A 24397-nucleotide genomic window follows, 5' to 3' on the forward strand; every position below is an offset into this window, starting at 1 on the left:
CGGGACAGTGCCGTCCCGTCGGCGGCGGACACCGCCTCCAGGGGGCCAGCCCAGGGCCTGTCGTGAGCGCCCCGACGGCTCCTCAGATGTCCCCGTCGCCTACACCGGGCTCGCCCGCCACCACCACACGCAGGTGCTCGGAGATCTCCGCGCGCGCCTGCGCGGCCAAGCCCCCGTCGGTCACCAGCGTGTCCACCTGCGCCAGCGTGGCGAAGGAACTCAGGCCCACCGTGCCCCACTTGGTGTGGTCGGCGACCACCACGACCCGGCGCGCGGAATGCACCAGCCGCCGGTTGGTCTCGGCCTCCGCGAGGTTCGGCGTGGACAGCCCGGCCTCCATCGATATGCCGTGCACACCGAGGAACAGCAGGTCGAAGTGGAGGGTGGCGATCGCCTGGTCGGCCACCGGCCCCACCAGCGAGTCCGACGGCGTGCGCACCCCGCCGGTCAGCACCACCGTCGCCGCCCCCTGCCGCTGCCCCGAGGTGCGCTGAGCCGCGTGGAAGACGTCCGCGACCCGCAGTGAGTTCGTCACCACGGTCAGGTCGGGCACCTCCAGCAGATGCTGGGCGAGCGCGTACGTCGTCGTGCCACCCGACAGGGCGATCGCCGCACCCGGCGCGACCAGCCCGGCGGCGGCACGCGCGATGTCCTCCTTGGCGGTCAGCTCCAGCCCCGACTTCGCCTCGAACCCCGGCTCGTGGGTGCTCGCCTCGACCACCGGCACGGCACCGCCGTGCACCTTCTCCAGCATCCCCTGCCGGGCGAGCGTGTCCAGGTCGCGGCGCACGGTCATGTCCGACACACCCAGCTTGCGGGTCAGTTCGTTGACCCGCACACCGCCCCGGCGGCGGACCTCGTCCAGGATCAGGGCGCGGCGCTGCTCCGCGAGGAGGTTCTGATTCTCACTCACGTACGCTCCGCTCCTTTCACCGCCACCCGTCCGACGCCTTCGGCACACCGGCTCCGACCTGGAAACTCCCTCGGTCCGGCAGTACGCGGGCGTTCCATCCTTTCACGGGACGGCACCGGTCGCGCCACCACCTGCCGGCCGCGACCCGCCCCCGGGGCGGGCGCACGGCCCGCCCGTCGCCCCCGGATCGGGGAGATTCCGTGAGGAGTGGGACACGACGCCGCCGGACCGGGATCCTGGACCGTGCACGGCACAGACGTCAGGGCGTCACGGGGGAAGTGCGAGAACAGTGGAACGTGCGCAGGAACGCCCAGCGGAGCGGCACGCGGACCGGCCCGCCGAGCCGGGCCGGGACCTGGAACTGCTCGTGCACGGGGTCGGCGGTGCCACGCCCGAGAAGATGCTCGGCGACCCGCGCACGGTCCGGGTCACCGGCGACGACACGGCCGCCGTCTTCCGGCGCGCCGAGGACATGGAAACCGCAGGTCAGGACGCGGAAACCGTAGGTCAGGACGCGGAAGCCGGCGGTCGGGGCGCGCGGGCCGCCGGGCGCGGGACCCGGAGCGGTCCGGTGCGGGAGGCGTACGTCTGGTGCAACCTGACCTCCGGCGACGGCAGCCGCGCCCTGTGGCTGTTGCTGCTGCCGTTCATGGTCGTCAACCTCGCCCACTGGATGCGCCCCGCCGCGCCCGGCCGGCAGCGCACCGTCCGGCTCTACGGCCTCCTCGTGCGCCTGGCCGCCCTCACCCTGACGGCGCTCCTGATCGGCGCCGCCTGCGAGGTCGCCCTGGACCTGGTGGCCTGGCAGTGCGCGGGCGTCCCCGGCTGCGTCCGCCGCCACTCCTGGCTGGGCTTCCTGGCCCCCGCCGCCGACGGAGCACCGGCCGGGTCCGGTGGCTGGTGGAGCGAGCCCGGCCGTCGGCTCGCCCTCGCCGCGACGCTGCCGGCCGCGCTGACCGGCCTGCTCTGGTACCTCGCACACCGCACCTGGAGCGCCTACGAGTCCCACCGCCCGCTGTCCCGCGCCCCCGAGCCGGACACCGACGGCAGCGCGCTGGCCCGGCCCGGCTTCTGGTACGGACGCCGCCTGGTGGCCCGGCTGCGCGCGGCCCACACGGCGGTCGGCCTGCTGACGGTGGCCGCCGCCGTCGCCGTCCCGGCGGCCCGCTTCGACCACCACCCCGACGGCCCCGCCGCCCTGGACGTCCTCGGCCGGCTGCTCATCGCCGCGCTCCTCGTCTGCGCGGGCGTGGCCGTGGGCGTCGTCTGCCGCCGGGGCCGCAGCGAGAACCGCCTCGACCAGGGCCTCGACCGGCACCTCGTGCGCCGGCTGCCGCTCGGCGCGCTGGGCCTGCTGCTGCTCACCCTGCTCTACGCCGGCTGGTCCCGGCCCGGCTGGCAGTCCACCGGACGGCTGCCCGGGGACCCGGCCTTCGGCGCCCTCACGACCACCCAGGGCCTGCTCGTCGTCGCGCTCGGCGCCGTGGCCCGGGACCTGTACCGCCGCTGCCCCGACCCCCGTGCCGGGATGCGGGGCCTCGGCGGCCCCGCGGTCGCGCTGCTCGCCTGCGCACTGGGCGGCGTGATCTCCGGCGGGGTCGCCCAGCGCGTCGCCGACTGGCTGGACGGCACCCGCGCCCTGCTCGCCGGACCGCCCGTCCTGCTCACCTGGCAGGCGTCCGCCATCCCGCCGCTCCTCGCCGTCCTGCTGCTCCTCGCCGCCCGGCTCGCCCTGGACACCGCCCGGCTCGCCCGCGCCGAACGCGACCGGGTCCGCCGTGAGCACCCCGGCGAACCCGAGGACCCGTCCCGCACCCGCGCCGTCGCGCACGCCCGGGCCATGGCCACGCTCACCGACCGGGCGCCCCTCGTCCTCGCCGTGCTCACCGCCGCCACCCTCCTGCTGGGCAGCGCGTCCCTGGCCGGAGCCCTGGCCACCGGGAAGACGCCCGACGGCGCCGCCCGCCACACCCAGCACGTCGTCCGGGCCGTGGCCGAGACCTCGCAAGCGCTGGGCTCCTGGCTGGTGGGGTTCGGCTTCCTGCTGTTCGTCACCTGGGGCCGGCGCGCCTACAAGGACGCCTCCGCCCGGCGGACCATCGGCATCCTCTGGGACGTGGGCACCTTCTGGCCGCGCGCCGCCCACCCCTTCGCGCCGCCCTGCTACGCCGAGCGCGCGGTGCCGGACCTGACCTGGCGCATGGCGACCTGGACGCGGCACACCGGCGGCCGGCTCGTCCTGTCCGGCCACTCCCAGGGCAGCGTCCTCGCCGCCGCCGCGGCCTGGCAACTGCCGCCGTCCGCACGCGGGCGGGTCGCCCTGCTCACCTACGGCTCCCCGCTGGAACGCCTCTACGGCCGCTGGTTCCCGGCCCACTTCGGCCCACCGGCGCTCGCCGCCCTGCACCACGACATCGCCTGCTGGCGCAATCTCCACCGCCCCACCGACCCCATCGGCGGCCCCGTCCGCGTCTCCGACGGCACCACCCCCGAGGTCGACCACGAACCCTTACGGGACCCCCTCGCCTACGGCCGTACCCCCGAGCACCCTCTCCCGGCCCCGATCCTCGGCCACTCCGACTACCAGGCGGACCCCGCCTTCGCCCGCGAACGGGCCCAGCTCCTCAGCCGCCTGCGCCCGGAGCTGCCAGGACAACGCCCCCACCCGGGACCGGGCGGACGAGTCCACGGCTAGACCCCGCCCAGCGCCGCACCCGCGCCCCCGGAGCAGAGACCCGGCCGAGCCGCTCACGGCAGGTCCGGCAGGTCCTCCCCGAACAGCAGCGTCAGATCGTCGGTGGTCGGGTCGGCGAGCTGGGCGACCCGGCTCGCATGCCGCTCCACCATCGCCTCGAACGTCTGCCGGGCGGTACGGCCGTTGCCGAACGCGGGCCCCTTCGGAATCGCGGTGAAGTACTTCAGCAGGGCCTCGCAGGCACCCGGGGCCAGCCGGTACTCGTGCTCGTCCGCCTGCTGCTCAACGATCCGCAGCAGCTCCTCGGGGCCGTAGTCGCCGAAGGTGATGGTGCGGGAGAAGCGGGAAGCCACACCGGGGTTGACGGAGAGGAAGCGCTCCATCTCCGCGGTGTACCCAGCGACGATCACCACCACCGCGTCCCGCTGGTCCTCCATCAGCTTCACCAGCGTGTCGATGGCCTCCTTGCCGAAGTCCCGCCCGGCGTCCTGCGGGGACAGCGCGTACGCCTCGTCGATGAACAGCACCCCGCCGCGCGCCCGCTGGAACGCCTCCTGGGTGCGGATCGCCGTGGAACCGATGTGCTCCCCGACCAGGTCGACCCGGGACACCTCGACCAGATGGCCCTTCTCCAGCACACCGAGGGAGGCGAGGATCTCGCCGTAGAGCCGGGCGACGGTCGTCTTGCCGGTACCGGGGGAGCCCGTGAAGACCAGGTGGCGCTTGACGGAAGCCGCCTTCAGACCGGCCCGCTGCCGGCGCCGGCCCACCTCGATCATGTCGGTCAGCGCGCGCACCTCGCGCTTGACGCTCTCCAGACCCACCAGCGCGTCGAGTTCCCCGAGCACGTCCTTCGACGAACGCTGCGGCGGCTCAGGCTCCGGTTGCCCGACGGCGACGGGCGGCTCCCGCTCCGCGGTCTGCTGCCCGGGGATCGCGCCCAGCAGACCGGTGCCCTGCGGCACCGTCTGCCCGGCCGCCTCACGGGGCGCGGGCGGCCGTGGGCCCCCGCTCTCGTCGCTGGTGCAGTCCTCCACCACCGGTCCCGTGCCGGGCCCCGCGTCCGGGCCGCCGTCGGCGAACTCGTACCCACCGCGGGCGCACCGTTCCGTACGGCATCTGCGCAGCGTCGTACGGCAGCCGTCGAGCACATGGAAGCCGTACCCGCCGCTGCCGCTGACCCGGCAGTTCAGGAAGTTGCCCCGGCCGCCCGCGGACACGTAGAAACCGGCCTCCGAGGGGGAGCCGACCGTGCAGCGCTCGATGGTCGGGTCCGCGCCCTTGGTGACGATCACACCCGTCTGGGTGCCGTCCAGGCTGCAGTTGTTGAGCGTGCCGCCGCTGCCGTGGTCGCGGAACCAGGCACCGGTGGCCGCGTCCCGGATCCGGCAGTCGTCCAGTTGCGCGGTCGCCCCGTCGCTCACCGAGACGGCCGTGTTGCGCACCTGGGACAGGTCGCTGTCCACGACGTCCGCGCGGGAACCGCGGTCCAGCACGAACAGCGCGTCCGGCACGTCGTGCACCCGGCAGGAGTCGAGGACGGCGGTGGCGCCGTCGCTCACCCACACCGCCGGGTAGTCACCGGTGCTGTCGAAGATCTCGCACTGGTTGGCGTCCACCCGGGTCCCGGGATCCCACACCGACAGGCCGTTGCGCCCGAACTGACGGACCGTCGTCCTGGTCAGGGTGAGCACCGAGCGGGAGCGCAGGTCGACCGCGTTCTCCGGGATGTCGTGGATGCGGCAGTCGGCGAGCGTGAGCACCGCGTCCGTGTCCAGGGTGATGCCGTCGCCGGTGGTGCGGTGCACATCGCAGTCGGTCAGGTGCGCGGTGGCCCGCTCGGTGACCTGCACCCCGGAGCCGCGCACCTCGTAGACCTCGCAACCCACCGCCTCCAGCGCGGAGTTCTCGCCGGTCACGGTCAGACCGGTGCCGGAGGCGTGGTGCACGCGGCAGCGCTCCAGCCGCGGATGCGCTCCGCCGCGGACCGCCACGCCCGCCTGTCCTGCCGCGACGACCTCGCACTCCTCGAACACGCCGCTGCCGCCGTCGAGCACGGTGATACCGATGCCGGCCGGGTTGTCGACGGTGCAGCGGCGCACGGTCGGGCGGGCACCGCCGCGCACCTCGATGCCGGCGGCCGACCGGGTGACGACGCGCACGTCCATCAGCTCGGGCGTGCCCTCCTCGACCAGCACCGCGGGCGCCGCCGCGTCCTGGCCCTCCACGTGCAGGTCCTGCACCACGGCCGAGGCCCGCACGGTGAGCGGCACCCCGTCCACCGGCGCGAGCCGCACCGAACCGGAGGACCCCTCGGGCCCACGGAGCGTCACCGCCCGCTCGATGACGAGGTTCTCCCGGTACGTGCCGGGAGCGACGGTGAGGACGTCGCCGTCGGCGGCGGCCTCCAGGGCGGCGGCGAGCGACGCGTACTCACCCGTGCGGCGCCGCCACCGCGAAGTACCGGTGTGCGTCACCTGGACCGTGCCCTGTGCCATGGCGTTGCCGTGCCCCCACCTCGTCGTACTGATGCTCACCGCCCGCCGGGGCGCTGCCGCGGACGCCGGGACCGCGACCCCGCCCGGCCCTCGGGCCGGAGTGCGGTCGACTCCCGGGAACCTGCGCGCCCCGGGGGTTCACGCATCCGCGGGTCGTCGCCGAAAGTGCTTCGGCCGGTCCACCGTAGCGTGTGCGTGCACGCCGGGTTGACCAGAGCCGGAAGGCCGTCAGCTACCCGTGCCCGCCTTGCCCCAGTCCGGACCCGCCCGGTCCCAGGCCTGGTCCCAGAGTGCGTACCGCCGGCGGACCATGCGCCAGACGGTCAGGCGCCGGCCGGTCTCGACCAGGACCGCGATCACCAGGGCCGCGCCGAACCCGGCGAGTGCGGCGTGCGCCGTCGCCGTGGCGGCATCCAGCGGGCGGGTCGTTATTCGGCCGTGCGGGTCGGACCAGAGCCTGAAGCGGTCGCCGCGGCCGGGTGACTCCAGGTCCACGAGGACCTGCCCCCGCCGCCGGGTGCCGTCCGGCGCGCGCCAGTACGCGAGGACGCGGCTGCGGGCGTCGCGCGCGGTGGTGGTGTCGGGATCGGCCTCCGGCGGAGCCCCGCCCAGGTCCCGTACCACCGTGGCGGTGACGAGATGACGCGCGTGCCGCTGCTGCCGCACGGACCGCTGGAGCGAGTCCTGGGCGGCGGCGCCGACCAGACAGCCGGTCAGGGGAGCGGCCACGGCGATCAGCAGCAGTGCCACGAGGGCCACCCACGCCTCGGCCAGATCCGTCGCCCGGCGCAGCGGATTGCGCCGCCAGCGCCACAGCCCGCTGAGTGCCCGCATGCCCCACCCCCTTCCGGTCCGTCACGACCCCGGCTTCCGCGCTCACCCCCGGCCCCGGCCGGGGGAGGACCGCCTCACATCCGCCGCCGTAGCTCTCGCCCGCGGCCTCTCATGAATTTCTCACGTCCCCTCAACGACCGGGGACCGGGCCGGGGTTCCCGGCCCCCGGGCCACGGCCGCGCGCTGCCCGCGTGCCGGCGGCGTCCGCGTGCCCGTGGTGTGCGGGGGCTACGACAGCACCCGCACCGGGTCACCGATCCTGATCGTGCCGGGCGAGAGGGGCACCAGGTGCACGCCGAACAGCAGCTCCCCGTCGATCCTGCGGTGCCGCGCCAGGGTGTGGAGCGGCTCCCGGCCGCGTACGGCGGAGTCCTGGTCGTTGGTCGTCACCACACAGCGTGCGCAGGCCTTCGGGACGCGGAGGTCCACCTCGCCGATGGAGACCCGCGTCCAGTGGTCCTCGGCCCAGGCGCCGGTGCCGGTGACGACGATGTTGGGCCGGAAGCGGGTCATGGGCAGCGGGCCCTCGTCAGCGTGGCCGCCCCGCGCTATGAGCGCGTTCAGGGCGTCCAGCGAGGCCGTCGTGGTGACCAGCAGGGGGAAGCCGTCGGCGAGGTTCACCGTCTCGCCGGGCAGGGCGTACTTGGGCACGATCGGGCGGCGGGTGGCCGGATCGTCCAGGTGGACCAGGCGGACGTCGGCCTCGAGATAGGCGCTGCACCAGGCGTGCGCGTCGGCGGCGGCCGGGACGACCTCCACCTTCGTACCGAACACGTTCACCGGCACGGTCACGGCCGGCTGCGGCACCTCGACCGTCAGCGGCTCCCGGCCGGGCGCGGACAGACGGACGCCGCCGCCGGCCAGAGGCTCGGCGGCGGCCAGTGCGAGGCGCGGATGCTCACGTTGTGTGACGACCTTTCCCCCGTCGTCGATCAGTGACCAGCGCCGGTCCCCGGCCAGACCCCACGGCTCCACGACGGCCTCCCCGGGCGACAGCGCCCGGAACGCCTTGACCGGATGGATGTGGAGCGACCGCACTTCGACGTTTCCCATGCCGCCATCGTGCCAAACGACACCGACGGCCGGGTGTGCCGGTCAGTAACCGCGGTACTGCTGCTGCTGGTTGTTGTACGGGTCCTGGTAGGGAGCCGGCGCCGGCCGCGGGGCGGCCGGACGCATGGCCTCGTACCCGTTGCTTGCCGCCATCGGCCGCTGCTGCTGCTGCGGAGCCTGCGGACCGGGATAGCCACGCGGGGCGCTCGCCTGCTGCGGGATGTACGCCGTGGGCGCGTACTGCAGCGGTGCGGGCTGCTGCGCCTGCGGGTAGCCGTAGGAGGGAGCCTGCGGGGACGGGGCCGCCGGGAGGGCGGGCAGCGCCGACGGCAGGGCGGGCAGGCCGCTGCCCGTGTCGTAGGCGGCGGGGACCCGGATCGGGGCGATCTGCGGGGTGCCCCGCTCGGCGACGAGCGAGTCGTAGATCGGGGTGTCCGGGAAGGAGGCGGAGTAATAGCCGCCGCCATAAGTGGAGCGGGGGGAGGTCATGGCACATAAGTTAAGCCCACGATGTGCCGGTTGGGGAGACCGATAAGAGGGTTGTTTTCCGTGTCGGCGCCAGGCTGAGACCCCCAATCCGAGCGAACTCGGCAAAAAGGGACACCGATCCACGTTTGGATCGTGTAACGGCCGGGTTCTTACCGGGTTACCGGCGGTTGACCGGCGATCTTCCTGTGCCGTTCGGGGGCGTTCGCCGTACGCGGGAATAAGTTGTGCGGGTAGGGACGACCCGGACCGCCGGGGCGAAAACCGTGGACCGAATACCCGATGGGGGCGGACATGTCAATGCCGAAAGGCGCCAACGTAGCTGTGGCGACCGCGGCCCTGCGCGTCGAACTGGGCTGGCGCACCGAGCCCGGGACGCCGGACGCGGACGCCTCGGCACTGCTGCTCGCCGCCGGGAAGGTCCGCTCCGACGGGGACTTCGTCTTCTACAACCAGCCCGCGCACCCCTCCGGCGCGGTCCGCCACGAGGGCAAGCGGACGACCGGCGGACGCGTCACCGACGCCCTTGTCGCCGACCTCGCGCGCGTGGAGGGCGCCGTCGAGCGCATCGTCGTCGCCGCCTCCGCGGACGGCGGGACGTTCGGGCAGGTCCCCGGCCTCTACATCGAGGTCACCGACGCCGCTTCCGGCCAGGTCGTCGCCCGCTTCGACAGCCCCGGAGCGACCGTGGAGACGGCCTTCGTACTCGGCGAGTTCTACCGCCGCCAGGGTGGCTGGAAGTTCCGCGCCGTCGGCCAGGGCTACGACAGCGGACTCGAGGGCCTGGCAACGGACTTCGGCATCACCGTGGACGAGCCGCAGCGTGCCGCACCACCGGCGACCCCGGCTCCGGCCCCTGTGTCCCCGCCGGCCGCCCCCACCCCCGCCCCGCCTCCGGCAGCCGCGACCGTGCCGCCACCTCCCGCTGCTCCGCCCGCGTCCACCGCTCGCCCCGCGCCCGCCGCCCAGCCGGTCCGCCTGTCCAAGGTCACCCTCACCAAGGCGGCCCCCTCCGTCTCGCTGGCCAAACAGGGCGGCAGCTCCGGAATCATGCGGGTGAACCTCAACTGGCAGGTGCGCAAACAGTTCCCGAGCCGTATCGGCCGGTGGGGCGGCGGCCCGAACCTCGACCTCGATCTGGGTGCCCTCTACGAACTCGCCGACGGCCGCAAGGGAGTCGTCCAGGCCCTCGGCAACGCCTTCGGCTCGCTCCACCGGCCGCCGTACATCCACCTCGACGGCGACGACCGCACCGGAGCCACGGCGAGCGGCGAGAACCTCTCTGTCAACCTCGACCACACGCGGGACTTCCGTCGCGTGCTCGTCTTCGTCACCATCTACGAAGGCGCCCGTTCCTTCGCCGACCTGCACGCCACCGTCACCCTCCAGCCGCAGTACGGCGCCCCCGTCGAGTTCTCGCTGGACGAGTGCACCGTCCCGTCCCCCGTGTGCGCGCTCGCGCTGATCACCAACACCGGCGGCGACCTCGTCGTCCAGCGCGAGGCGCGGTACCTGGTGCCGGAGCGCGGCGTGAGCCCGCAGCGGACCATGGACCAGGCCTACGGCTGGGGCATGAACTGGACGCCCGGCCGCAAGTGAGCGGGCTCAGCCCTCATCGGGCACGGCGTCCGCGCGGGCGTAGGTGCGGCCCTTCCAGGCGGCTCCGCGCCCGCGGTAGTGACGCACCGCGGAGTCGACCGTCATCAGCAGGTACAGGAACGCGGTGAACGGCAGCAGCGGAGCGAGCCACAGCGGCTGCCGGTGGTAGCGCAGCATCGGCGCGTACGTGCCCGCCATCACCGCCCACGCCAGCCCACCCATGACCGCCGTCGCCGTACTGCCGCCCGCCACGCCCGCCACGACCGCGGCGGGCGGCACCAGGTACACCAGAGCGAGCCCGGCGACCGTACCGAGGAGCAGCAGCGGGTGGTGCCGTAGCTGGGCGTAGGCACTGCGCGCGACCATCCGCCACAGGTCGTGCAGCCGCGGATAGGGGCGCACGCTGTCCACCCGGTCGGCCAGCCCCAGCCACACACGGCCACCGGCGCGCTTGACCGCGCGCGCGAGCGCGACATCGTCGATGACGGCGTGCCGGATCGCGTCCGGGACGCGCGCCTCGTCCGCCATGCCCGCCCGCAGCAGGACGCAGCCGCCCGCCGCCGCGGCCGTGCGCGAACCCTCCCGGCCGATCCGGCGGAAGGGGTAGAGCTGGGCGAAGAAATAGACGAACGCCGGGACCACGAGCCGCTCCCACGCACTCTCCACCCGCAGCCGCGCCATCTGCGACACCACGTCGAAGCCGCCGGTGAGGGCCGCCGCGACCAGCTCGCGCAGGCTGTCGGGGGCGTGCGCGATGTCCGCGTCCGTCAGCAGCAGATACACGGGCTCACGCGCGCGTGCCAGCCCGATGCCGTACCGCACCGCCCACAGCTTGCCCGTCCAGCCCGCCGGCGGCTCACCGGGCGACCCGACGGTCAGCGGCAGCCCGCCGTGCCGCCGGGACAGCTCCCGGGCCAGGTCCCCGGTGCCGTCCGTGCTCCCGTCGTCCACCAGGAAGACCTCGGCCCGCCCCGGATAGTCCTGCGCCAGCAACGACGGCAGGGCGGCGGGCAGCACCTCGGCCTCGTCTCGGGCCGGTACGACCACACAGACCGGCGGCCACACGTCCGGTTCCCGGCGCCGCGGCAGCCGGACGTCCGTGCGCCAGAAGAAACCCTGGCCCAGCAGCAGCCAGCACCAGGCGGCCAGCGACACGACGGTGATCCACAGGAAGGCGCTCACGGCCGCAGTCTGCCCCACCGGACAGGCGCACAAGGCCGCATCGTCTATCGTGGCCGGGTGAAGATCGCGCTCATGGACTCCGGAATCGGCCTGCTGGCGGCCACTGCCGCGGTACGGCGCCTGCGGCCCGACGCGGATCTCGTACTCTCCCTGGACCCCGACGGCATGCCCTGGGGACCGCGCACCTCCGAGGACCTCACCCGGCGCGCACTGGCCGTCGCCGAGGCCGCCGCGGCCCACCGGCCCGACGCGCTGATCATCGGCTGCAACACCGCCACCGTGCACGCGCTGCCCACGCTGCGCGCCCGTCTGGAGCCCGGCATACCGGTCATCGGCACGGTCCCGGCCATCAAGCCGGCCGCGGCCGGTGGCGGCCCCGTCGCGATCTGGGCGACCCCCGCCACCACGGGCAGCGCCTACCAGCGCGGACTCATCGAGGCCTTCGCCGGCGACGTCCGGGTGACCGAGGTGCCCTGCTGGGGTCTCGCCGAGGCCGTCGAACACGCGGACGAGACGGCCATCGACGCCGCGGTCGCGGCGGCGGCCCGGCTGACACCCGACGATGTGACGACCGTCGTCCTGGGCTGCACCCATTACGAACTGGTGGCGGAACGTATCCGCACCTCCCTCCGGCGGCCCGTCGCCGCCCCGCTCGTCCTGCACGGCTCCGCCGGCGCGGTGGCCGCCCAGGCCCTGCGCCGTCTCGGCGAGCAGCCCGCGCCCGAGGCGCCGGCCGAGGGCACCCTCACGGTCCTGCTGAGCGGCCGGGAGAGCGGCCGGCTGCCCGAGGCCGCGCTGCACTACGCCGAAGGGCGGCTGCTGCCGCTCGTCGGTTCGGTCGCCGACCACAGGTGACACGCCCCGGCGGCGGGCGCACGCATCCGTGTCCGGCCGCGTGCGCCACCGCCGCCCCGCCGCCTCAGGGCCAGGCCGAGACTTGTGCCGTCGCGTCGAGACCTGTGCGAGCCGCGACGAGCGGTCACCCTCCGCGAGCGGGTACCACCGCAGCGAAACCTGAGTAACCTCGTGAACATGAGGGACCACCCCCACGCCGACGAGGGCCCCCAGCCCGACGTCTGGACCGGGCGCGCCACCAACCGCGTCCAGTGGCTGCTGGCGCTGGTCGGCGCCGCCTGCCTGGCGCTCGGCATCGAGCTGGCCGTCGACTCGGCCTGGACCTCCGGCGTCGCCGCACTCGCGATGTCCGTCGTGGGCTGCATCGCCGCCGGCCTGCTGGTCATCTTCGGCACGCTCGCCTTCGTGCACGTCGACCTCAAGCTCGACCGGGAATGCCTGGAAGTGCGCTGCGGTCACATAGGGCTGCCGCGCCGCCGCATCCCGCTCTCCGCCGTGGCCGGCGCCGACTTCACCGCCCTCGTCACTCCCCGGCAGTGGGGCGGCTGGGGCTACCGCTGGCGTCCCGAGATGGGCACCGCGGTCGTCGTACGCCGCGGCGAGGGCATCGTGCTGCGGCTGTGGGACGGCCACATGTTCACGATCACCGTGGACAACGCGGAATCGGCGGTGCGGGTCATCAGGGACCGACTGCGAACGATCACACCGGGACCGAATCTCTGACCGTCCGGGGCGGGGCCGCTGACCCCGCCGGGCCGTACCACGCCATGTCCGGGCCGTACGCACGCCACGTCCGGCCGTGGGCGACCGCGACGGTCCCCTCTCTCACCCAGCCGAACGGTCACCGCGCGGACTCACACGGATGGACGTCGCCACGCGGACCCACAAGGGTGAGCGATCGCCATCCGGATTCACACAGACGCACGGTCGGCACGCTGACTCGCACAGACACACGGTCGGTACGCGGAGGAAGCGGTGGTGGGAGCGGAGGCGCGGACGGCCCGCCCCCGCCCGCAGGCCCTTCAGGGCGGTGGCGTCGCACCGTCGCCCGACCACGGCCGGGCCGTCGCCCATCCCGCCAGCAGCCCCCCGCCCGCCGTCACCGTCGTGAAGCTGAGGGCGTTGCCCACCGAGGCGAGGACGGCCAGCACCGTCAGGGTCACGGCCGCGGTCAGCGCGACCGGAGCGGAGCGAGGAGTGCGCCACAACGCGTACAGCAGCCAGCAGAACACCGCGGCCAGCAGGAACAAGCCGATCAGGCCCTGCTCCGCCGCCAGCTCGAGCGGGGCCGAGTGCGGTGTGCCGTCGCCCGGCGGCAACGGTGTCGCCCGCACCGATGCGCCGAACCGTCCGGGACCGGCACCCAGGACGCCGTACCGGCCCGCCAGGTGCAGCGCGCCCCGCCACAGCCACACCCGGTGCGGCGTCAACCGGTCCTCCAGCGCCCCGACGAGGCCATCGGGCAGCGCGTCCGCGGCGACCGCCCACACCGTGCCCGCCACCAGGGCCGCCGCCATGGCGGCGCCCACCAGCCACGCGCCCCGGCGGTGCGCCGAACCCGCGGCCAGCGAACACGCCAGGATCACCGTGCCGGCCGCACATCCGGCCACCGACCCCAGCACGGCCCCGGCCGGCACGACCGCGCAGGCCAGCACCCGCAGCCCCAGCCGCCACACCGGTACGGCCGTCGCCCAGGCGGCACAGCACGCGGCCCCGGCGGTCAGCGCCAGGAGGGCGGCCGTGGCACTGGCGTGCCCGAGGGGCGCGGCGTACCAGGGTCCGGAGGACAGCCCGGGCAGCGTCACGGCCAGCACGAGCCCGGCCACCGCACCGGCGCAGGGCGCGGCCACCGGCAGCAGCGCCCCGGAGACCCGGCCCACGGCGTAACCGGCGGCCACGGCGAGCACCGCGAGCAGCGTGCCCTCGGGCCGCCCGTCGTGGGCCGCCGCGGTGATCAGCGACCACCCGGCGCAGGCCCCCAACAGGACCATCCCCGTCCCGTCGGAAAAGTTCCTCCGCATGTCGTGGACATCCGCGCCGTACGCACCGGCCGCGAATCCCGTCCCCCTCGACCCCACCCGTCGCCCCTCGTACCCGGTCCCCCGACCTGTGGCAGGCCACGGCCGCGTGCCGGTCCGGCCGCGCCGCCGAGGCTGGGCACACCGTAGCGGCTGAGAGGTGATGCGGGGACGAGTCCCCACAGAAACGCAGTACAGCCCGCCGGCTCCGACGCCGTTACCGGCCCTGAGGACGGGCGTCATCGCCCCCGGCCACCCGGGCGGGTGCCGTCTACCCCCAGCCACACGGGCAGGCGTCACCGCGCCCGGCCGGCGCTGCGGTCGAGGCGGGGCGGTGCCCCGGGGGTTGTCGCTGGTCGGCGACCGTTCCCGCGCACCGGTGGCCGGGCCGAACCGTGCTGTCGACGGTGATGTCCACCGCCGTACACTCACCCGGGTGACCGTCACCGCAACTTCCGTGGACCAGTCGGACCAGCTCCAGCCGCAGCCCGCCCCCGGCGCGCGCGGCGGCCGGCTGCTGCGCCTGGTCCCGGCCGCCGCCTCCGCGCTCTGCGGGGTGCTGCTCTACGTCAGCTTCCCGCCGCGCACCCTGTGGTGGCTGGCCCTGCCCGCCTTCGCCGGCCTCGGCTGGGTGCTGCGCGGCCGGAGCTGGAAGGCCGCCCTCGGCCTCGGCTACCTCTTCGGGCTGGGCTTCCTGCTGCCGCTGCTGGTGTGGACCGGTGTGGAGGTCGGCCCGGTGCCCTGGCTGGCCCTGGCCGCCGTGGAGGCGGTCTTCGTCGCCCTGGTCGCCGTGGGGGTGGCCGCCGTCAACAGGCTGCCGGTCTGGCCGGTGTGGGCCGCCGCCATGTGGGTCGCCGGCGAAGCGGTACGCGCGCGCGTGCCCTTCCGCGGCTTCCCCTGGGGCAAGATCGCTTTCGGCCAGGCGGACGGCGTCTTCCTGCCGCTCGCCGCGGTGGGCGGCAGCCCGGTGCTCGGGTTCGCGGTCGTACTGTGCGGATTCGGCCTGTACGAGGCGGGGCGCCTGATCGCCGAGCAGCGCCGGACCCGCATCGTGCGGCGCGCCGCCGCGACCGCCGCGCTGCTGAGCATCGCCGTACCGGTGGCCGGCGCGGTCGCCGCCCGCGCGCTGGTGAGTGACAGCGCGGAGAACGGCACGGCCACCGTGGCGGTCATCCAGGGCAACGTGCCGCGCTCCGGGCTGGAGTTCAACGCCCAGCGCCGGGCCGTGCTCGACTACCACGCGCGCGAGACGCACGAGCTCGCAGCCGACGTCAGGGCCGGCAAGGCCGCCAAGCCCGACTTCGTCCTGTGGCCGGAGAACTCCTCCGACATCGACCCCTTCGAATATCCCGACGCCGCCCTCGTCATCGAGCAGGCGGCCAAGGACATCGGCGTGCCCATCTCCGTCGGCGGTGTGGTGGAGCGGGGCGGCAAGCTGCTCAACGAGCAGATCCTGTGGGACCCGGTCAAGGGCCCCACACAGACCTACGACAAGCGGCAGATCCAGCCTTTCGGCGAGTACCTTCCGCTGCGCTCGTTCATCGGCGCGATCAACCCGCACTGGACCAGCATGGTCCGCCAGGACATCAGCCCGGGCATCGAACCGGGCGTGTTCGACTTCCACGGCGTCAAGGTCGGCCTGGCCACCTGCTACGAGGCCGCCTTCGACCGGGCCGTACGGGACACGGTGACACACGGCGCGCAGATGATCTCCGTGCCGAGCAACAACGCCACCTTCGACCGCAGCGAGATGACCTACCAGCAGCTCGCCATGTCCCGGATCCGCGCCGTCGAGCACAGCCGCACGGTGACCGTGCCGGTGACCAGCGGGGTGAGTGCGATCATCATGCCGGATGGGCGGATCACCCAGAAGACCGGCATGTTCGTGCCCGCCTACCTCGTCCAGAAGGTACCGCTGCGCACCTCCACGACCCCCGCGACGAAGCTGGGCATCCTTCCGGAGATGGCGCTGGTGCTCGTCGCCGCGGGCGGGATCGGCTGGGCCGTCGGGTCGGGCCTGCGTGCCCGGCGCACCGACGCCGCGTAGCCGTACGAGCGTCGGACGACCGCCGCAGACTCGCGGAACGGCTGCCCTAGGACCGCCGTACGCCTGCGGGAGTGGCCGGGAGTGGCCGGGAACGGTCGGGGACGGGGCGCCGGTTCCCCCGGGGCCCGCCCCGCTAGGGTCGGATCATGGCTACTCCTGAATTCATCCGCACGCTCCGGGCCTCCGCCGGCCGGCAGTTGCTCTGGCTGCCCGGGGTCAGCGCGATCGTCTTCGACGACGAGGGCCGCGTGCTGCTCGGCCGGCGGACCGACACGCGCAAGTGGGCGGTGATCGGCGGCATCCCGGAACCGGGCGAGCAGCCCGCCGCCTGTGCCGTGCGCGAGGTCTTCGAGGAGACGGCGGTGCACTGCGTCGCCGAACGGATCGTGCTGGTCCAGGCCCTGGAACCGGTCACCTACCCCAACGGCGACACCTGCCAGTACATGGACATCACCATCCGCTGCCGGGCGGTGGGCGGCGAGGCCCGCGTCAACGACGACGAGTCGCTGGACGTCGGCTGGTTCGCTGTGGACGCGCTGCCCCCGCTCAACGAGTTCGGGCTCTTTCGGATCAAGCAGGCCATGTCCGACGCACCCACATGGTTCGACCCCACGACTGTCGGCTGAAGTGTGGGGCGTCGCCACATGTGGTGACCGTCGGGTTCCGCTTAGGGTCGGCACATGACCTCGCCCACCCCCCTGCCCGGCCCCGGCCCCCATGTCCAGCCTCTCGCCCTCGACCTCGGCGGCCGTACCGCCCTGGTCACCGGTGCGGCCAGTGGCATCGGCCGCGCCTGCGCCCTGCGGCTCGCCGCCGCCGGGGCCGAGGTGCGCGCCGTCGACCGGGACGCCGCCGGCCTGGCCGAGTTGGCCGCCCAGGCGGAACGGGCCGCCGGGCAGCGGGCCGGCGGCCTCGCGGGAACCGTCGTACCGCGGGTCGTGGACCTCACCGACCTGGACGCGGCCGAACGCGTCGCCGCCGGTACCGATGTGCTGGTCAACAACGCCGGGCTGCAACTCGTGCGCCCCATCGAGGAGTTCCCGCCCGAGGTGTTCCACACGGTGCTGACCGTGATGCTGGAGGCACCGTTCCGCCTCATCCGGGGCGCCCTCCCGCACATGTACGCGCAGGACTGGGGCCGGATCGTCAATGTGTCCTCCGTCCATGGTCTGCGGGCCTCGGCCTTCAAGTCCGCTTATGTGGCCGCCAAACACGGTCTCGAAGGCCTGTCCAAGACGGCCGCGCTGGAAGGCGCCGCCCATGGAGTGACCTCCAACTGTGTGAACCCGGCCTATGTGCGCACCCCACTGGTCGAGAAGCAGATCGCCGACCAGGCCGAGGCACACGGCATCCCCGAGGAGCGCGTACTGTCCGAGGTCCTGCTGAAGGACAGCGCGGTGCAGCGGCTCATCGAACCCGAGGAGGTCGCGGAGGCGGTGGCCTACCTGTGCAGCCCCCAGGCGTCCTTCGTCACCGGTACCTCCCTCGTCCTGGACGGCGGGTGGACGGCCCACTGACCAGCCCGCCGGCACCGGCTCCGGCAGTTGTCCACAGGGCTGCCGGGCCGGGCGGCCGATACGGAATCCTGTGACCATGTCCCGCGATCACCTCCAGTCGGCACCCAGCGGCAGCGCCGAGGCCCCGTACCTCGACCTGCTGGCCCGCGACGCCTCCGCGGAGGCCTACGAGCAGCCCGTGCTGCTCGCCCGAGCCGAGGGCGAGCCGGCCGGCCGGATCGCCGCGCTCGAAGAGGCCAGACTGCTCGCCCTGCGCGTGCGCGCCGAACTGGAGGGGCGCCGCCGCCGCGAGGCCGAGCTGTCCGCGCTGTTCGAGACCGCCCACGACCTCGCCGGCCTCCGCGACCTGGACGCCGTCCTCCAGGCGATCGTGCAGCGCGCCCGCTCCCTGCTCGGCACGGACGTCGCCTACCTCAGCCTCAACGACCCGGTACGCGGCGACACCTACATGCGGGTCACGGAGGGCTCCGTCTCCGCCCGCTTCCAGCAGCTGCGCCTGGGCATGGGGGAGGGGCTCGGCGGGCTCGTCGCCCAGACCGCGCGGCCGTACGTCACGGACGACTACTTCCAGGACAGCCGGTTCCAGCACACCCTCACCATCGACGGGGGCGTCCGCGACGAGGGACTGGTCGCCATCCTCGGCGTACCCCTGATGCTGGGCCCGCACGTGATCGGCGTCCTCTTCGCGGCGGACCGGCGGGCCCGCGTCTTCGAACGCGAGCAGATCGCCCTGCTCGGCTCCTTCGCCGCGCTCGCGGCAGCGGCCATCGACACCGCCAACCTGCTCACCGAGACCCGAGCGGCCCTGGCCGGACTGGAGCGCGCCAACGAGATCATCCGGGACCGCAGCGCCGTCATCGAACGCGCCTCCGACGTGCACGACCGGCTCGCCGAACTCGTCCTGCGCGGTGGCGGGGTCCACGACGTGGCCGCGGCCGTCTCCCAGGTCCTCGACGGCACCGTGGAGTTCACCGAGGCGCAGGCGGCACCGGCCGCGGCCCTGGAGGCATCCCGCGCCGACGGCCACGCCGTACGGCACGGCAGCGACTGGATCGCCGCGGTGGCCGCCGGCGGCGAACTCCTCGGCGCGCTGGTCCTGCGCGGCCACCCCGGACTGGACCCGGTCGACCAACGCACCCTGGAACGGGCCGCGATGGTCACCTCGCTGCTCCTGCTCGCCCGCCGCTCCGCCGCCGAGGCCGAACAACGCGTGCGCGGCGAACTGCTCGACGATCTGCTGGACGCCCGCGACCGGGACCCGCGCCTGCTGCGCGAACGCGCCAGCCGTCTGCACGCCGACCTCGACGCCACCCACGTCGTCCTCGCAGCCCGCCTCGACGGCCCGGCGGCCGACGCCGACGAGGAGGCCGCGGCCCGCCGCCGGCTGTGGTCCGCCGCGTCCCACCTCGCCGCCACCCGGCACGGACTGGCCGCCGCCCGTGACGGCGGCACCGTCCTGCTGCTGCCGCTCGGCACCGGCGACACCGCCACCGAGGTGGCCCGCCGCGCCGCCCGCCAGCTAGGCACGGCCGTCCACCAGCCCGTCACGGTCGGCGCCTCCGCACCCGTCACCGCCCTCACCGCGCACCCCGAGACCGTGGCCACCGCCTACGCCGAGGGCCGCCGCTGCCTGGACGCGCTGCACCTGCTGGGCCGGGCCGGGGACGGGGCGGCGGCCGAGGACTTCGGCTTCCTCGGCCTGCTGCTCGCGGGCGGACGGGACATCGCCGGTTTCGTCGACCGCACCATCGGCGCCGTGGTCTCGTACGACAGACAGCGCGGCACGGAACTGCTGCGCACCCTGGAGGCGTACTTCGCCGGCGGGATGAGCCCGGCCCGCACCAAGGACGCGCTGCACGTCCATGTGAACACGGTGGCGCAGCGGCTGGAACGCGTGGGCCGCCTGCTCGGCGCGGACTGGCAGACACCCGCCCGCGTCCTGGAGATCCAACTCGCCCTCAGACTCCACCGACTGGCCACACCGGGACGGCTCTGACCGGCCTCCTCGCGGGAGCCGGCCGGAGCCGTCCCAGGACGACCGCCCCGGTCAGACGAGAGGCGCCTGCGCGGCCGAAGCCGCCGCGGAAGGCTCCCCGCCCTTGCCCTCGCCCTCCCCCTCGGCCTCGGTGAGATCCCGGTGTCGTGTCTCCCGGGACAGGGTCACCGCGACCAGGGTCAGTACGGCGGCGGCGATCACGTACAGAGCGATCGGAGTGGAGCTGTCGTAGTCGGAGAGGAGCGCGGTCGCGATGAGGGGGGCCGGCGCACCGGCGGCGACCGAGGCGAACTGGGCGCCGATGGACGCACCCGAGTAGCGCATCCGGGTGGCGAACATCTCCGCGAAGAACGCTGCCTGCGGTGCGTACATGGCACCGTGCAGTACCAGTCCGACGGTCACGGCCAGCACCAGGTACCCGAACGACCCGGTGTCCACGAGCGCGAAGAACGGGAACGCCCACAGGCCGACACCGGCCGCCCCGAACAGGTAGACGGGCCGTCGTCCGACCCGGTCCGACAGCGCGCCCCAGGCCGGGATGACGGCGAAGTGCACGGCGGAGCCGACGAGTACGGCGTTGAGCGCGGTCTGCTTCGAGACGCCGGCCGAGGTGGTGGCGTAGACGAGGATGAAAGCGGTGATGACGTAGTAGCTGATGTTCTCCGCCATCCGCGCGCCCATCGCCACGAGCACGTCACGCCAGTGGTGCCGCAGCACGGAGACGAGCGGCAGCGGCTCCGTCTCGCCGTCCTTGCGGGACTCGGCCCGCTCCAACGCCTGCTTGAAGACGGGGGATTCGTCGACAGACAGCCGGATCCACAGACCGACGACGACGAGCACGCCGGAGAGCAGGAACGGGATGCGCCAGCCCCATGCGCCGAAGGCGTCGTCGGACAGTACGGCGGTCAGCAGTGACAGCACACCGGTGGCCAGTAGCTGCCCGGCCGGCGCACCCGTCTGCGGCCACGAGGCCCAGAAACCGCGCCGCCGCGCGTCCCCGTGCTCCGACACCAGCAGCACGGCGCCGCCCCACTCACCACCGAGCGCGAACCCCTGCACCAGCCGCAGCACCGTGAGCAGCACGGGCGCGGCACTGCCGACGGTCGCGTGGGTCGGCAGCAGCCCGATGGCGAACGTCGCCCCGCCCATCAGCACCAGACTCAGCACCAGCAGCTTCTTCCGCCCCAGCCGGTCGCCGTAGTGCCCGAACACGAGCGCCCCCAGCGGACGCGCCGCGAACCCCACGGCATACGTCAGGAACGACAACAACGTCCCGACCAGCGGATCGGAGTCCGGGAAGAACACCTTGTTGAACACCAGCGCGGCAGCGGAACCGTAGAGAAAGAAGTCGTACCACTCGATGGTGGTCCCGATGAGGCTGGCGGCGACGATCCGGGGGAGGCTTGCGGGGGGTGGGGGAGCGGTGGTCGGGGATGCCATGTGCGCCACTTCCTCGTGTGCGGTGGGGACGGGTACGTGTCGGCACACGGTAGAAACACGCAGGTCAGGCGCACATGTGGCGGGGCAACATAGTTCGAGGCTTGGCTATGCGTGCGGCCACCATGCCGTCTCGCGGACGGGCGGTTCAGGGCCTCGAAGGTGGTCTGAACGAGCACCGTCCGGGACGCGTAGTTCGCGGTGATTCGATAGTGCGGTGCTGACTCCCGTGCTGGTTCGGTGCTGACTGAAAGCCCGCGTCATCACCCCTCCCGTGCTGACTTGGTGCTGACTACGCTCCGTTGTACTCGGACTCGGGTGCGGGTTCGTCCGTTCCGCAGCGCGAGAGAAGTGTCAGTTACCGCGCCTATCGGGTGAGCCCTGTCGAGTGGCGCGGCGTGTTGAGAGCGGTTGGGGAGTGGTGACTCGTGGAGTGGCCGTGCAAGCCGTAGAGACGAGCAGTTCCAGGCTGAGCGCGTAGCCGCCTTCGGGTGCTGGCCCGGAGCTGATGGTGCCGCCGAGTGGTTCGGCGCGTTGGCGCAGGCCGATGAGGCCGTGATGGGCGCCGGGCAGGGGGAGGGCGGGCCGGGTGGGGGCGTGTTTGCGGACGTTGGCCAGGGCCTCCTGGACGGTGCGGTAGACGGCGCGCTGGACGGTGGGAGGGAGGTCGTCAGGCAGGTCCGTCTTCAGTCCCGCGTCGATGCCGCTCGTTGCGACCAGGCGCTCCAGGTCGGCGAGGGACGGTTGGGGGGAGTTCCGTCTCGTGGCTGCCTGAGGCGCGCAGCACGCTGACCATGTGCCGCAGCTCCTCGAGGGTTTGCACGCTGAGCTGCCGGATCGTGGCTGCTCATGTCTCTGGCCTCGGCGTCCTGGCTGCCCACCTGAAGTGCTCCGGCCTGTACGGCGATGAGGCTGACCTGGTGGGAGACCACGCCGTGCATCTCCCGGGCAAGCTGGGCGCGCTCCTTCGCCAGGACGCTCTGGGCCGTCAGCAGCCGTTCGTGCTCGCGGGCTTCCGAGATTTCGACGAGTCGCTGACAGAGGTCGCGGCGGGCCTGTACGAGCTGGCCCAGAAGGACGGGAGCGTGTGTCAAACAGCGCGTCCGCCAGCTCAACACCGACAACCGCACCCTCGCCGAACGACTCGACGCCGCCCGCTCCCACCTCCGTTTCCAGGACCGGCGCATCGCCGAACTCGAGGGCCGCCTCACCGACGACTGACCACGACGTGTTTTTGTCCGCCTGGCTGACTCCGCAGTCCGGCCACCGCCCCACGGGCGGGCCATGACATGGGCCCGCCCGGATGGGCTGGAAGCCGCAGAGCGCCAGACACGTGACTTCGCCGGAGGAAGGGAGGTGTCGGCTGCGTGAGCGGGATGGGTCAGGTGAGTCGCCGCCCCATCTTTGCTGACTGCCGGTTGTGTCCCTTCGTGTCCCACCACTCTTCCAGATGGGCGTGGACGAGGTGCACGAGCTGCAGCAGTCGGTCGGGAGGGGGTGCGGGCGAGGTGAGCACATCCGCCCAGGACTTGTCGTCCCAGGAGAGGGCGACGACCCAACGTTCGTCCGGGTGGTCTTGGCGGCCTACAGTCAGCCAGTACCTCAACGTCGCGCTACGGTCCGGATGGTGCTCGACCGTCATTTTGATGACGTCGAACCGGAGTCCGTCAGCGGTGCCGTACGAGCGGCTGAGGGCCTGCTCGGCTGGTGTCTGTTCCGCCACAGGGGTCAACCACCCTTTCACCTAGCCCGCACCCCAACATCGTGTTCAGCAGGGAGCAGCGCCGGCGACGGCCGGCTGGTCGACCTTGTAGGCCGTCAGGAGGTCGTTGCTCCCGGCCGGGGTACCGATGATGGTGCGGAACTTCTCCACGTTCGGGCACTGATGGGTGTAGGTAGAGTAACCGCCGCGGCCATTGGGGTCCCCGGACCCGATGGCCGCGTCTATCTTCCGGTCCATCGTGCTGTCCCAGCCGTGCCCCGCCTTGATGTGCTTCCAGCCCCATGTGCTTGTGCCGCAGCGCAGGGTGTAAAAGGTGGGAGGGCCAACGGGCACACGGCGGTAGTACTTCTTCAGGACGTAGGTGCGGCTGTGGCTCCTGCACTTGGCGTCGAAGCTGTCGGCCGCCGCGGTGCCGGTCTTCCCTGAGGCGGCGGGCGCGGCGGACGCGGAACCGGCTGCCGGAATCAGCAGGGCCGATATGACGGCAGCAGCGGACAGCGCTGTCTTGACGGAAGTGTTGTGAAGCATGCGTTCCCCTCTGTTCTCCCCGTGGTCAGCGGGGAGTTGGTGGACGAAGCGCCTCATTGGTGACGCCGTTTCACCGTGTCATCGCTGACTGCACGCTGTCAATTGAATACATGTCAGGCCATCCAGGCGCAGGCTTCACGGCACCGACCGGGCCCATCACAACAACCGGCATCTGCGACTTCGGCTTCGCCGCCGCCGACGTACCCACGGCCCGCCCCTCCGCGGTCAGTGCTACCCGATCGTCCTGAGCGTGACCCTGCCCGGCCTCGTCCGCCGCGGGGCGGTCAGCACCTCAACGACCAGCGAAGAAGCGTGCTCGGCTCCGCAAAGACATCAGTCGCTACGTAGCTGAACCCGGGGGGAGTGACCGACCGGCTGTCCTACCTTGTGGCCGACTCCGGCATGAGATCAGCCAGACGAGTGGCGGTAACGGCCCCAACTCCACGTCACGGACATATGGCCTACGAGTCGTCGCAGTTCGGAGTCAGTATCCGAGCTCTTGCGGTCGGTGATGTGGAGTACAAGCGCGGCGTCGATGCCGGCGTCGCTTGGCGACGGCGGGCAGGCTGCGGACGGCGGCGACCCGGGCGCGCCCAGGACGTGCCGCTGCCAGCCGCTATGGATGAGGTCGAAGTCGGGCCGGGCCCCGCGCGCGGCGCCCGGCCCGCATCAGCTCCAGGGGGGTGAGCAGGCCCTGCCCGCGGGCGGGGAGCCCAGGATTGCGTCGAAGGTGCGTATCTCCTCCTCCGCCCCGTCGTGGACCGGCGTCACCGGTCCCTCCCCGCTGCTTGTCCTATATGCCTTCCGCCACGGCACGGCTTCCCGCCCCGTGAAGCCGGATCTCCGAGGCGCCCTTCGGAGTCGCGGCCGTCTTCCTCCGCCTGCCCGACCCGGCGCGCGGGGCGGGCGGGGCGGTGTCAGCGTGAAGAGACGGCGCGTGGCGTCTGCGCGGCCTGACACCGACCGCAGCAGCAGGAGGGGTCATGACTCGGACGACGGGACCGGGAGGCACGGCC

The 24397-nt window shown here is 73.3% G+C and carries 18 protein-coding genes and 1 pseudogene; 8 read left to right on the forward strand and 11 right to left on the reverse strand.

All coding sequences use genetic code 11. The features are described 5' to 3' along the window. Positions 1 to 82: 82 nt before the first annotated feature. Positions 83 to 913 (reverse strand): DeoR/GlpR family DNA-binding transcription regulator, encoded by an 831-nt coding sequence (locus D9753_RS31760; RefSeq protein ID WP_121790123.1) that lies wholly within the window; start codon positions 911 to 913, stop codon positions 83 to 85. 289 nt (positions 914 to 1202) lie between these two features. Between D9753_RS31760 and D9753_RS31765 the strand changes: the two genes are divergently transcribed. Then, the gene (locus D9753_RS31765; protein ID WP_121790124.1) at positions 1203 to 3608 is read left to right on the forward strand and encodes a hypothetical protein; all 2406 of its coding nucleotides are present in this window, start codon (positions 1203 to 1205) and stop codon (positions 3606 to 3608) included. A 53-nt stretch (positions 3609 to 3661) separates the two neighbouring features. On the opposite strand, the gene D9753_RS31770 is transcribed toward D9753_RS31765, so the two are convergent. From D9753_RS31770 to D9753_RS31785, 4 genes are all read right to left on the reverse strand, one after another. Continuing rightward, positions 3662 to 6106: a right-handed parallel beta-helix repeat-containing protein gene (locus tag D9753_RS31770; RefSeq protein WP_163010846.1), complete on the reverse strand. Its 2445-nt coding sequence runs from the start codon at positions 6104 to 6106 to the stop codon at positions 3662 to 3664. A 228-nt stretch (positions 6107 to 6334) separates the two neighbouring features. Then, on the reverse strand, positions 6335 to 6940 hold the full coding sequence (locus D9753_RS31775) for an Rv1733c family protein (protein ID WP_121790126.1): 606 nt from the start codon (positions 6938 to 6940) through the stop codon (positions 6335 to 6337). 228 nt (positions 6941 to 7168) lie between these two features. Beyond that, the gene (locus D9753_RS31780; protein ID WP_121790127.1) at positions 7169 to 7993 is read right to left on the reverse strand and encodes an MOSC domain-containing protein; all 825 of its coding nucleotides are present in this window, start codon (positions 7991 to 7993) and stop codon (positions 7169 to 7171) included. Positions 7994 to 8035: 42 nt separating this feature from the next. Then, positions 8036 to 8482: a DUF6643 family protein gene (locus D9753_RS31785; RefSeq protein ID WP_121790128.1), complete on the reverse strand. Its 447-nt coding sequence runs from the start codon at positions 8480 to 8482 to the stop codon at positions 8036 to 8038. A 279-nt stretch (positions 8483 to 8761) separates the two neighbouring features. Between D9753_RS31785 and D9753_RS31790 the strand changes: the two genes are divergently transcribed. Then, positions 8762 to 10078: a TerD family protein gene (locus tag D9753_RS31790; RefSeq protein WP_121790129.1), complete on the forward strand. Its 1317-nt coding sequence runs from the start codon at positions 8762 to 8764 to the stop codon at positions 10076 to 10078. 6 nt (positions 10079 to 10084) lie between these two features. Here the strand turns inward: D9753_RS31790 and D9753_RS31795 are convergent, their stop codons facing one another. After that, positions 10085 to 11278: a glycosyltransferase gene (locus D9753_RS31795; RefSeq protein WP_121790130.1), complete on the reverse strand. Its 1194-nt coding sequence runs from the start codon at positions 11276 to 11278 to the stop codon at positions 10085 to 10087. 39 nt (positions 11279 to 11317) lie between these two features. Here D9753_RS31795 and D9753_RS31800 point away from each other — a divergent pair, with 39 nt between their 5' ends. Together D9753_RS31800 and D9753_RS31805 are read left to right on the forward strand one after the other, a co-directional pair. Continuing rightward, on the forward strand, positions 11318 to 12115 hold the full coding sequence (locus D9753_RS31800; RefSeq protein WP_121790131.1) for a glutamate racemase: 798 nt from the start codon (positions 11318 to 11320) through the stop codon (positions 12113 to 12115). Positions 12116 to 12292: 177 nt separating this feature from the next. Next, complete coding sequence (locus tag D9753_RS31805) at positions 12293 to 12838, forward strand: hypothetical protein (protein ID WP_121791396.1); 546 nt, start codon at positions 12293 to 12295, stop codon at positions 12836 to 12838. A gap of 299 nt (positions 12839 to 13137) precedes the next feature. Here D9753_RS31805 and D9753_RS31810 read toward each other — a convergent pair whose 3' ends face one another. Further along, positions 13138 to 14106: an O-antigen ligase family protein gene (locus D9753_RS31810; protein ID WP_121790132.1), complete on the reverse strand. Its 969-nt coding sequence runs from the start codon at positions 14104 to 14106 to the stop codon at positions 13138 to 13140. A 463-nt stretch (positions 14107 to 14569) separates the two neighbouring features. Here D9753_RS31810 and lnt point away from each other — a divergent pair, with 463 nt between their 5' ends. From lnt to D9753_RS31830, 4 genes are all read left to right on the forward strand, one after another. Next, on the forward strand, positions 14570 to 16180 hold the full coding sequence (lnt, locus tag D9753_RS31815; protein WP_121791397.1) for an apolipoprotein N-acyltransferase: 1611 nt from the start codon (positions 14570 to 14572) through the stop codon (positions 16178 to 16180). A 146-nt stretch (positions 16181 to 16326) separates the two neighbouring features. Beyond that, a complete protein-coding gene (locus tag D9753_RS31820) occupies positions 16327 to 16806 on the forward strand; it encodes an NUDIX hydrolase (RefSeq protein ID WP_121790133.1) in 480 nt (159 codons plus the stop codon). Between the two features lie 54 nt (positions 16807 to 16860). Continuing rightward, on the forward strand, positions 16861 to 17697 hold the full coding sequence (locus D9753_RS31825) for a 3-hydroxybutyrate dehydrogenase (RefSeq protein WP_121790134.1): 837 nt from the start codon (positions 16861 to 16863) through the stop codon (positions 17695 to 17697). Between the two features lie 76 nt (positions 17698 to 17773). Further along, complete coding sequence (locus D9753_RS31830) at positions 17774 to 19693, forward strand: helix-turn-helix domain-containing protein (RefSeq protein ID WP_121791398.1); 1920 nt, start codon at positions 17774 to 17776, stop codon at positions 19691 to 19693. A gap of 51 nt (positions 19694 to 19744) precedes the next feature. Here D9753_RS31830 and D9753_RS31835 read toward each other — a convergent pair whose 3' ends face one another. The 4 genes and pseudogenes from D9753_RS31835 to D9753_RS38325 form a co-directional block, all read right to left on the reverse strand. Continuing rightward, complete coding sequence (locus tag D9753_RS31835; RefSeq protein ID WP_121790135.1) at positions 19745 to 21133, reverse strand: MFS transporter; 1389 nt, start codon at positions 21131 to 21133, stop codon at positions 19745 to 19747. Between the two features lie 351 nt (positions 21134 to 21484). Then, positions 21485 to 22215 (reverse strand): annotated as a pseudogene (locus D9753_RS31840) (sensor histidine kinase); the annotation flags it as partial. A 296-nt stretch (positions 22216 to 22511) separates the two neighbouring features. Then, positions 22512 to 22853, reverse strand: coding sequence for a hypothetical protein (locus D9753_RS31845; RefSeq protein WP_121790136.1), 342 nt, complete (start codon positions 22851 to 22853; stop codon positions 22512 to 22514). 45 nt (positions 22854 to 22898) lie between these two features. Next, on the reverse strand, positions 22899 to 23381 hold the full coding sequence (locus D9753_RS38325; RefSeq protein WP_240468338.1) for a hypothetical protein: 483 nt from the start codon (positions 23379 to 23381) through the stop codon (positions 22899 to 22901). Between the last annotated feature and the right edge of the window lie 1016 nt (positions 23382 to 24397).

It is taken from the genome of Streptomyces dangxiongensis (assembly GCF_003675325.1).
GTDB lineage: Bacteria > Actinomycetota > Actinomycetes > Streptomycetales > Streptomycetaceae > Streptomyces > Streptomyces dangxiongensis.

Coding starts and splice junctions, on each gene's coding strand:
- D9753_RS31770 (WP_163010846.1), bottom strand. CDS start 6,106: ATGGCACAGGGCACGGTCCAGGTGACGCACACCGGTACTTCGCGGTGG.
- D9753_RS31775 (WP_121790126.1), bottom strand. CDS start 6,940: ATGCGGGCACTCAGCGGGCTGTGGCGCTGGCGGCGCAATCCGCTGCGC.
- D9753_RS31780 (WP_121790127.1), bottom strand. CDS start 7,993: ATGGGAAACGTCGAAGTGCGGTCGCTCCACATCCATCCGGTCAAGGCG.
- D9753_RS31785 (WP_121790128.1), bottom strand. CDS start 8,482: ATGACCTCCCCCCGCTCCACTTATGGCGGCGGCTATTACTCCGCCTCC.
- D9753_RS31790 (WP_121790129.1), top strand. CDS start 8,762: ATGGGGGCGGACATGTCAATGCCGAAAGGCGCCAACGTAGCTGTGGCG.
- D9753_RS31805 (WP_121791396.1), top strand. CDS start 12,293: ATGAGGGACCACCCCCACGCCGACGAGGGCCCCCAGCCCGACGTCTGG.
- D9753_RS31810 (WP_121790132.1), bottom strand. CDS start 14,106: ATGGTCCTGTTGGGGGCCTGCGCCGGGTGGTCGCTGATCACCGCGGCG.
- D9753_RS31820 (WP_121790133.1), top strand. CDS start 16,327: ATGGCTACTCCTGAATTCATCCGCACGCTCCGGGCCTCCGCCGGCCGG.
- D9753_RS31825 (WP_121790134.1), top strand. CDS start 16,861: ATGACCTCGCCCACCCCCCTGCCCGGCCCCGGCCCCCATGTCCAGCCT.
- D9753_RS31830 (WP_121791398.1), top strand. CDS start 17,774: ATGTCCCGCGATCACCTCCAGTCGGCACCCAGCGGCAGCGCCGAGGCC.
- D9753_RS31835 (WP_121790135.1), bottom strand. CDS start 21,133: ATGGCATCCCCGACCACCGCTCCCCCACCCCCCGCAAGCCTCCCCCGG.
- D9753_RS38325 (WP_240468338.1), bottom strand. CDS start 23,381: ATGCTTCACAACACTTCCGTCAAGACAGCGCTGTCCGCTGCTGCCGTC.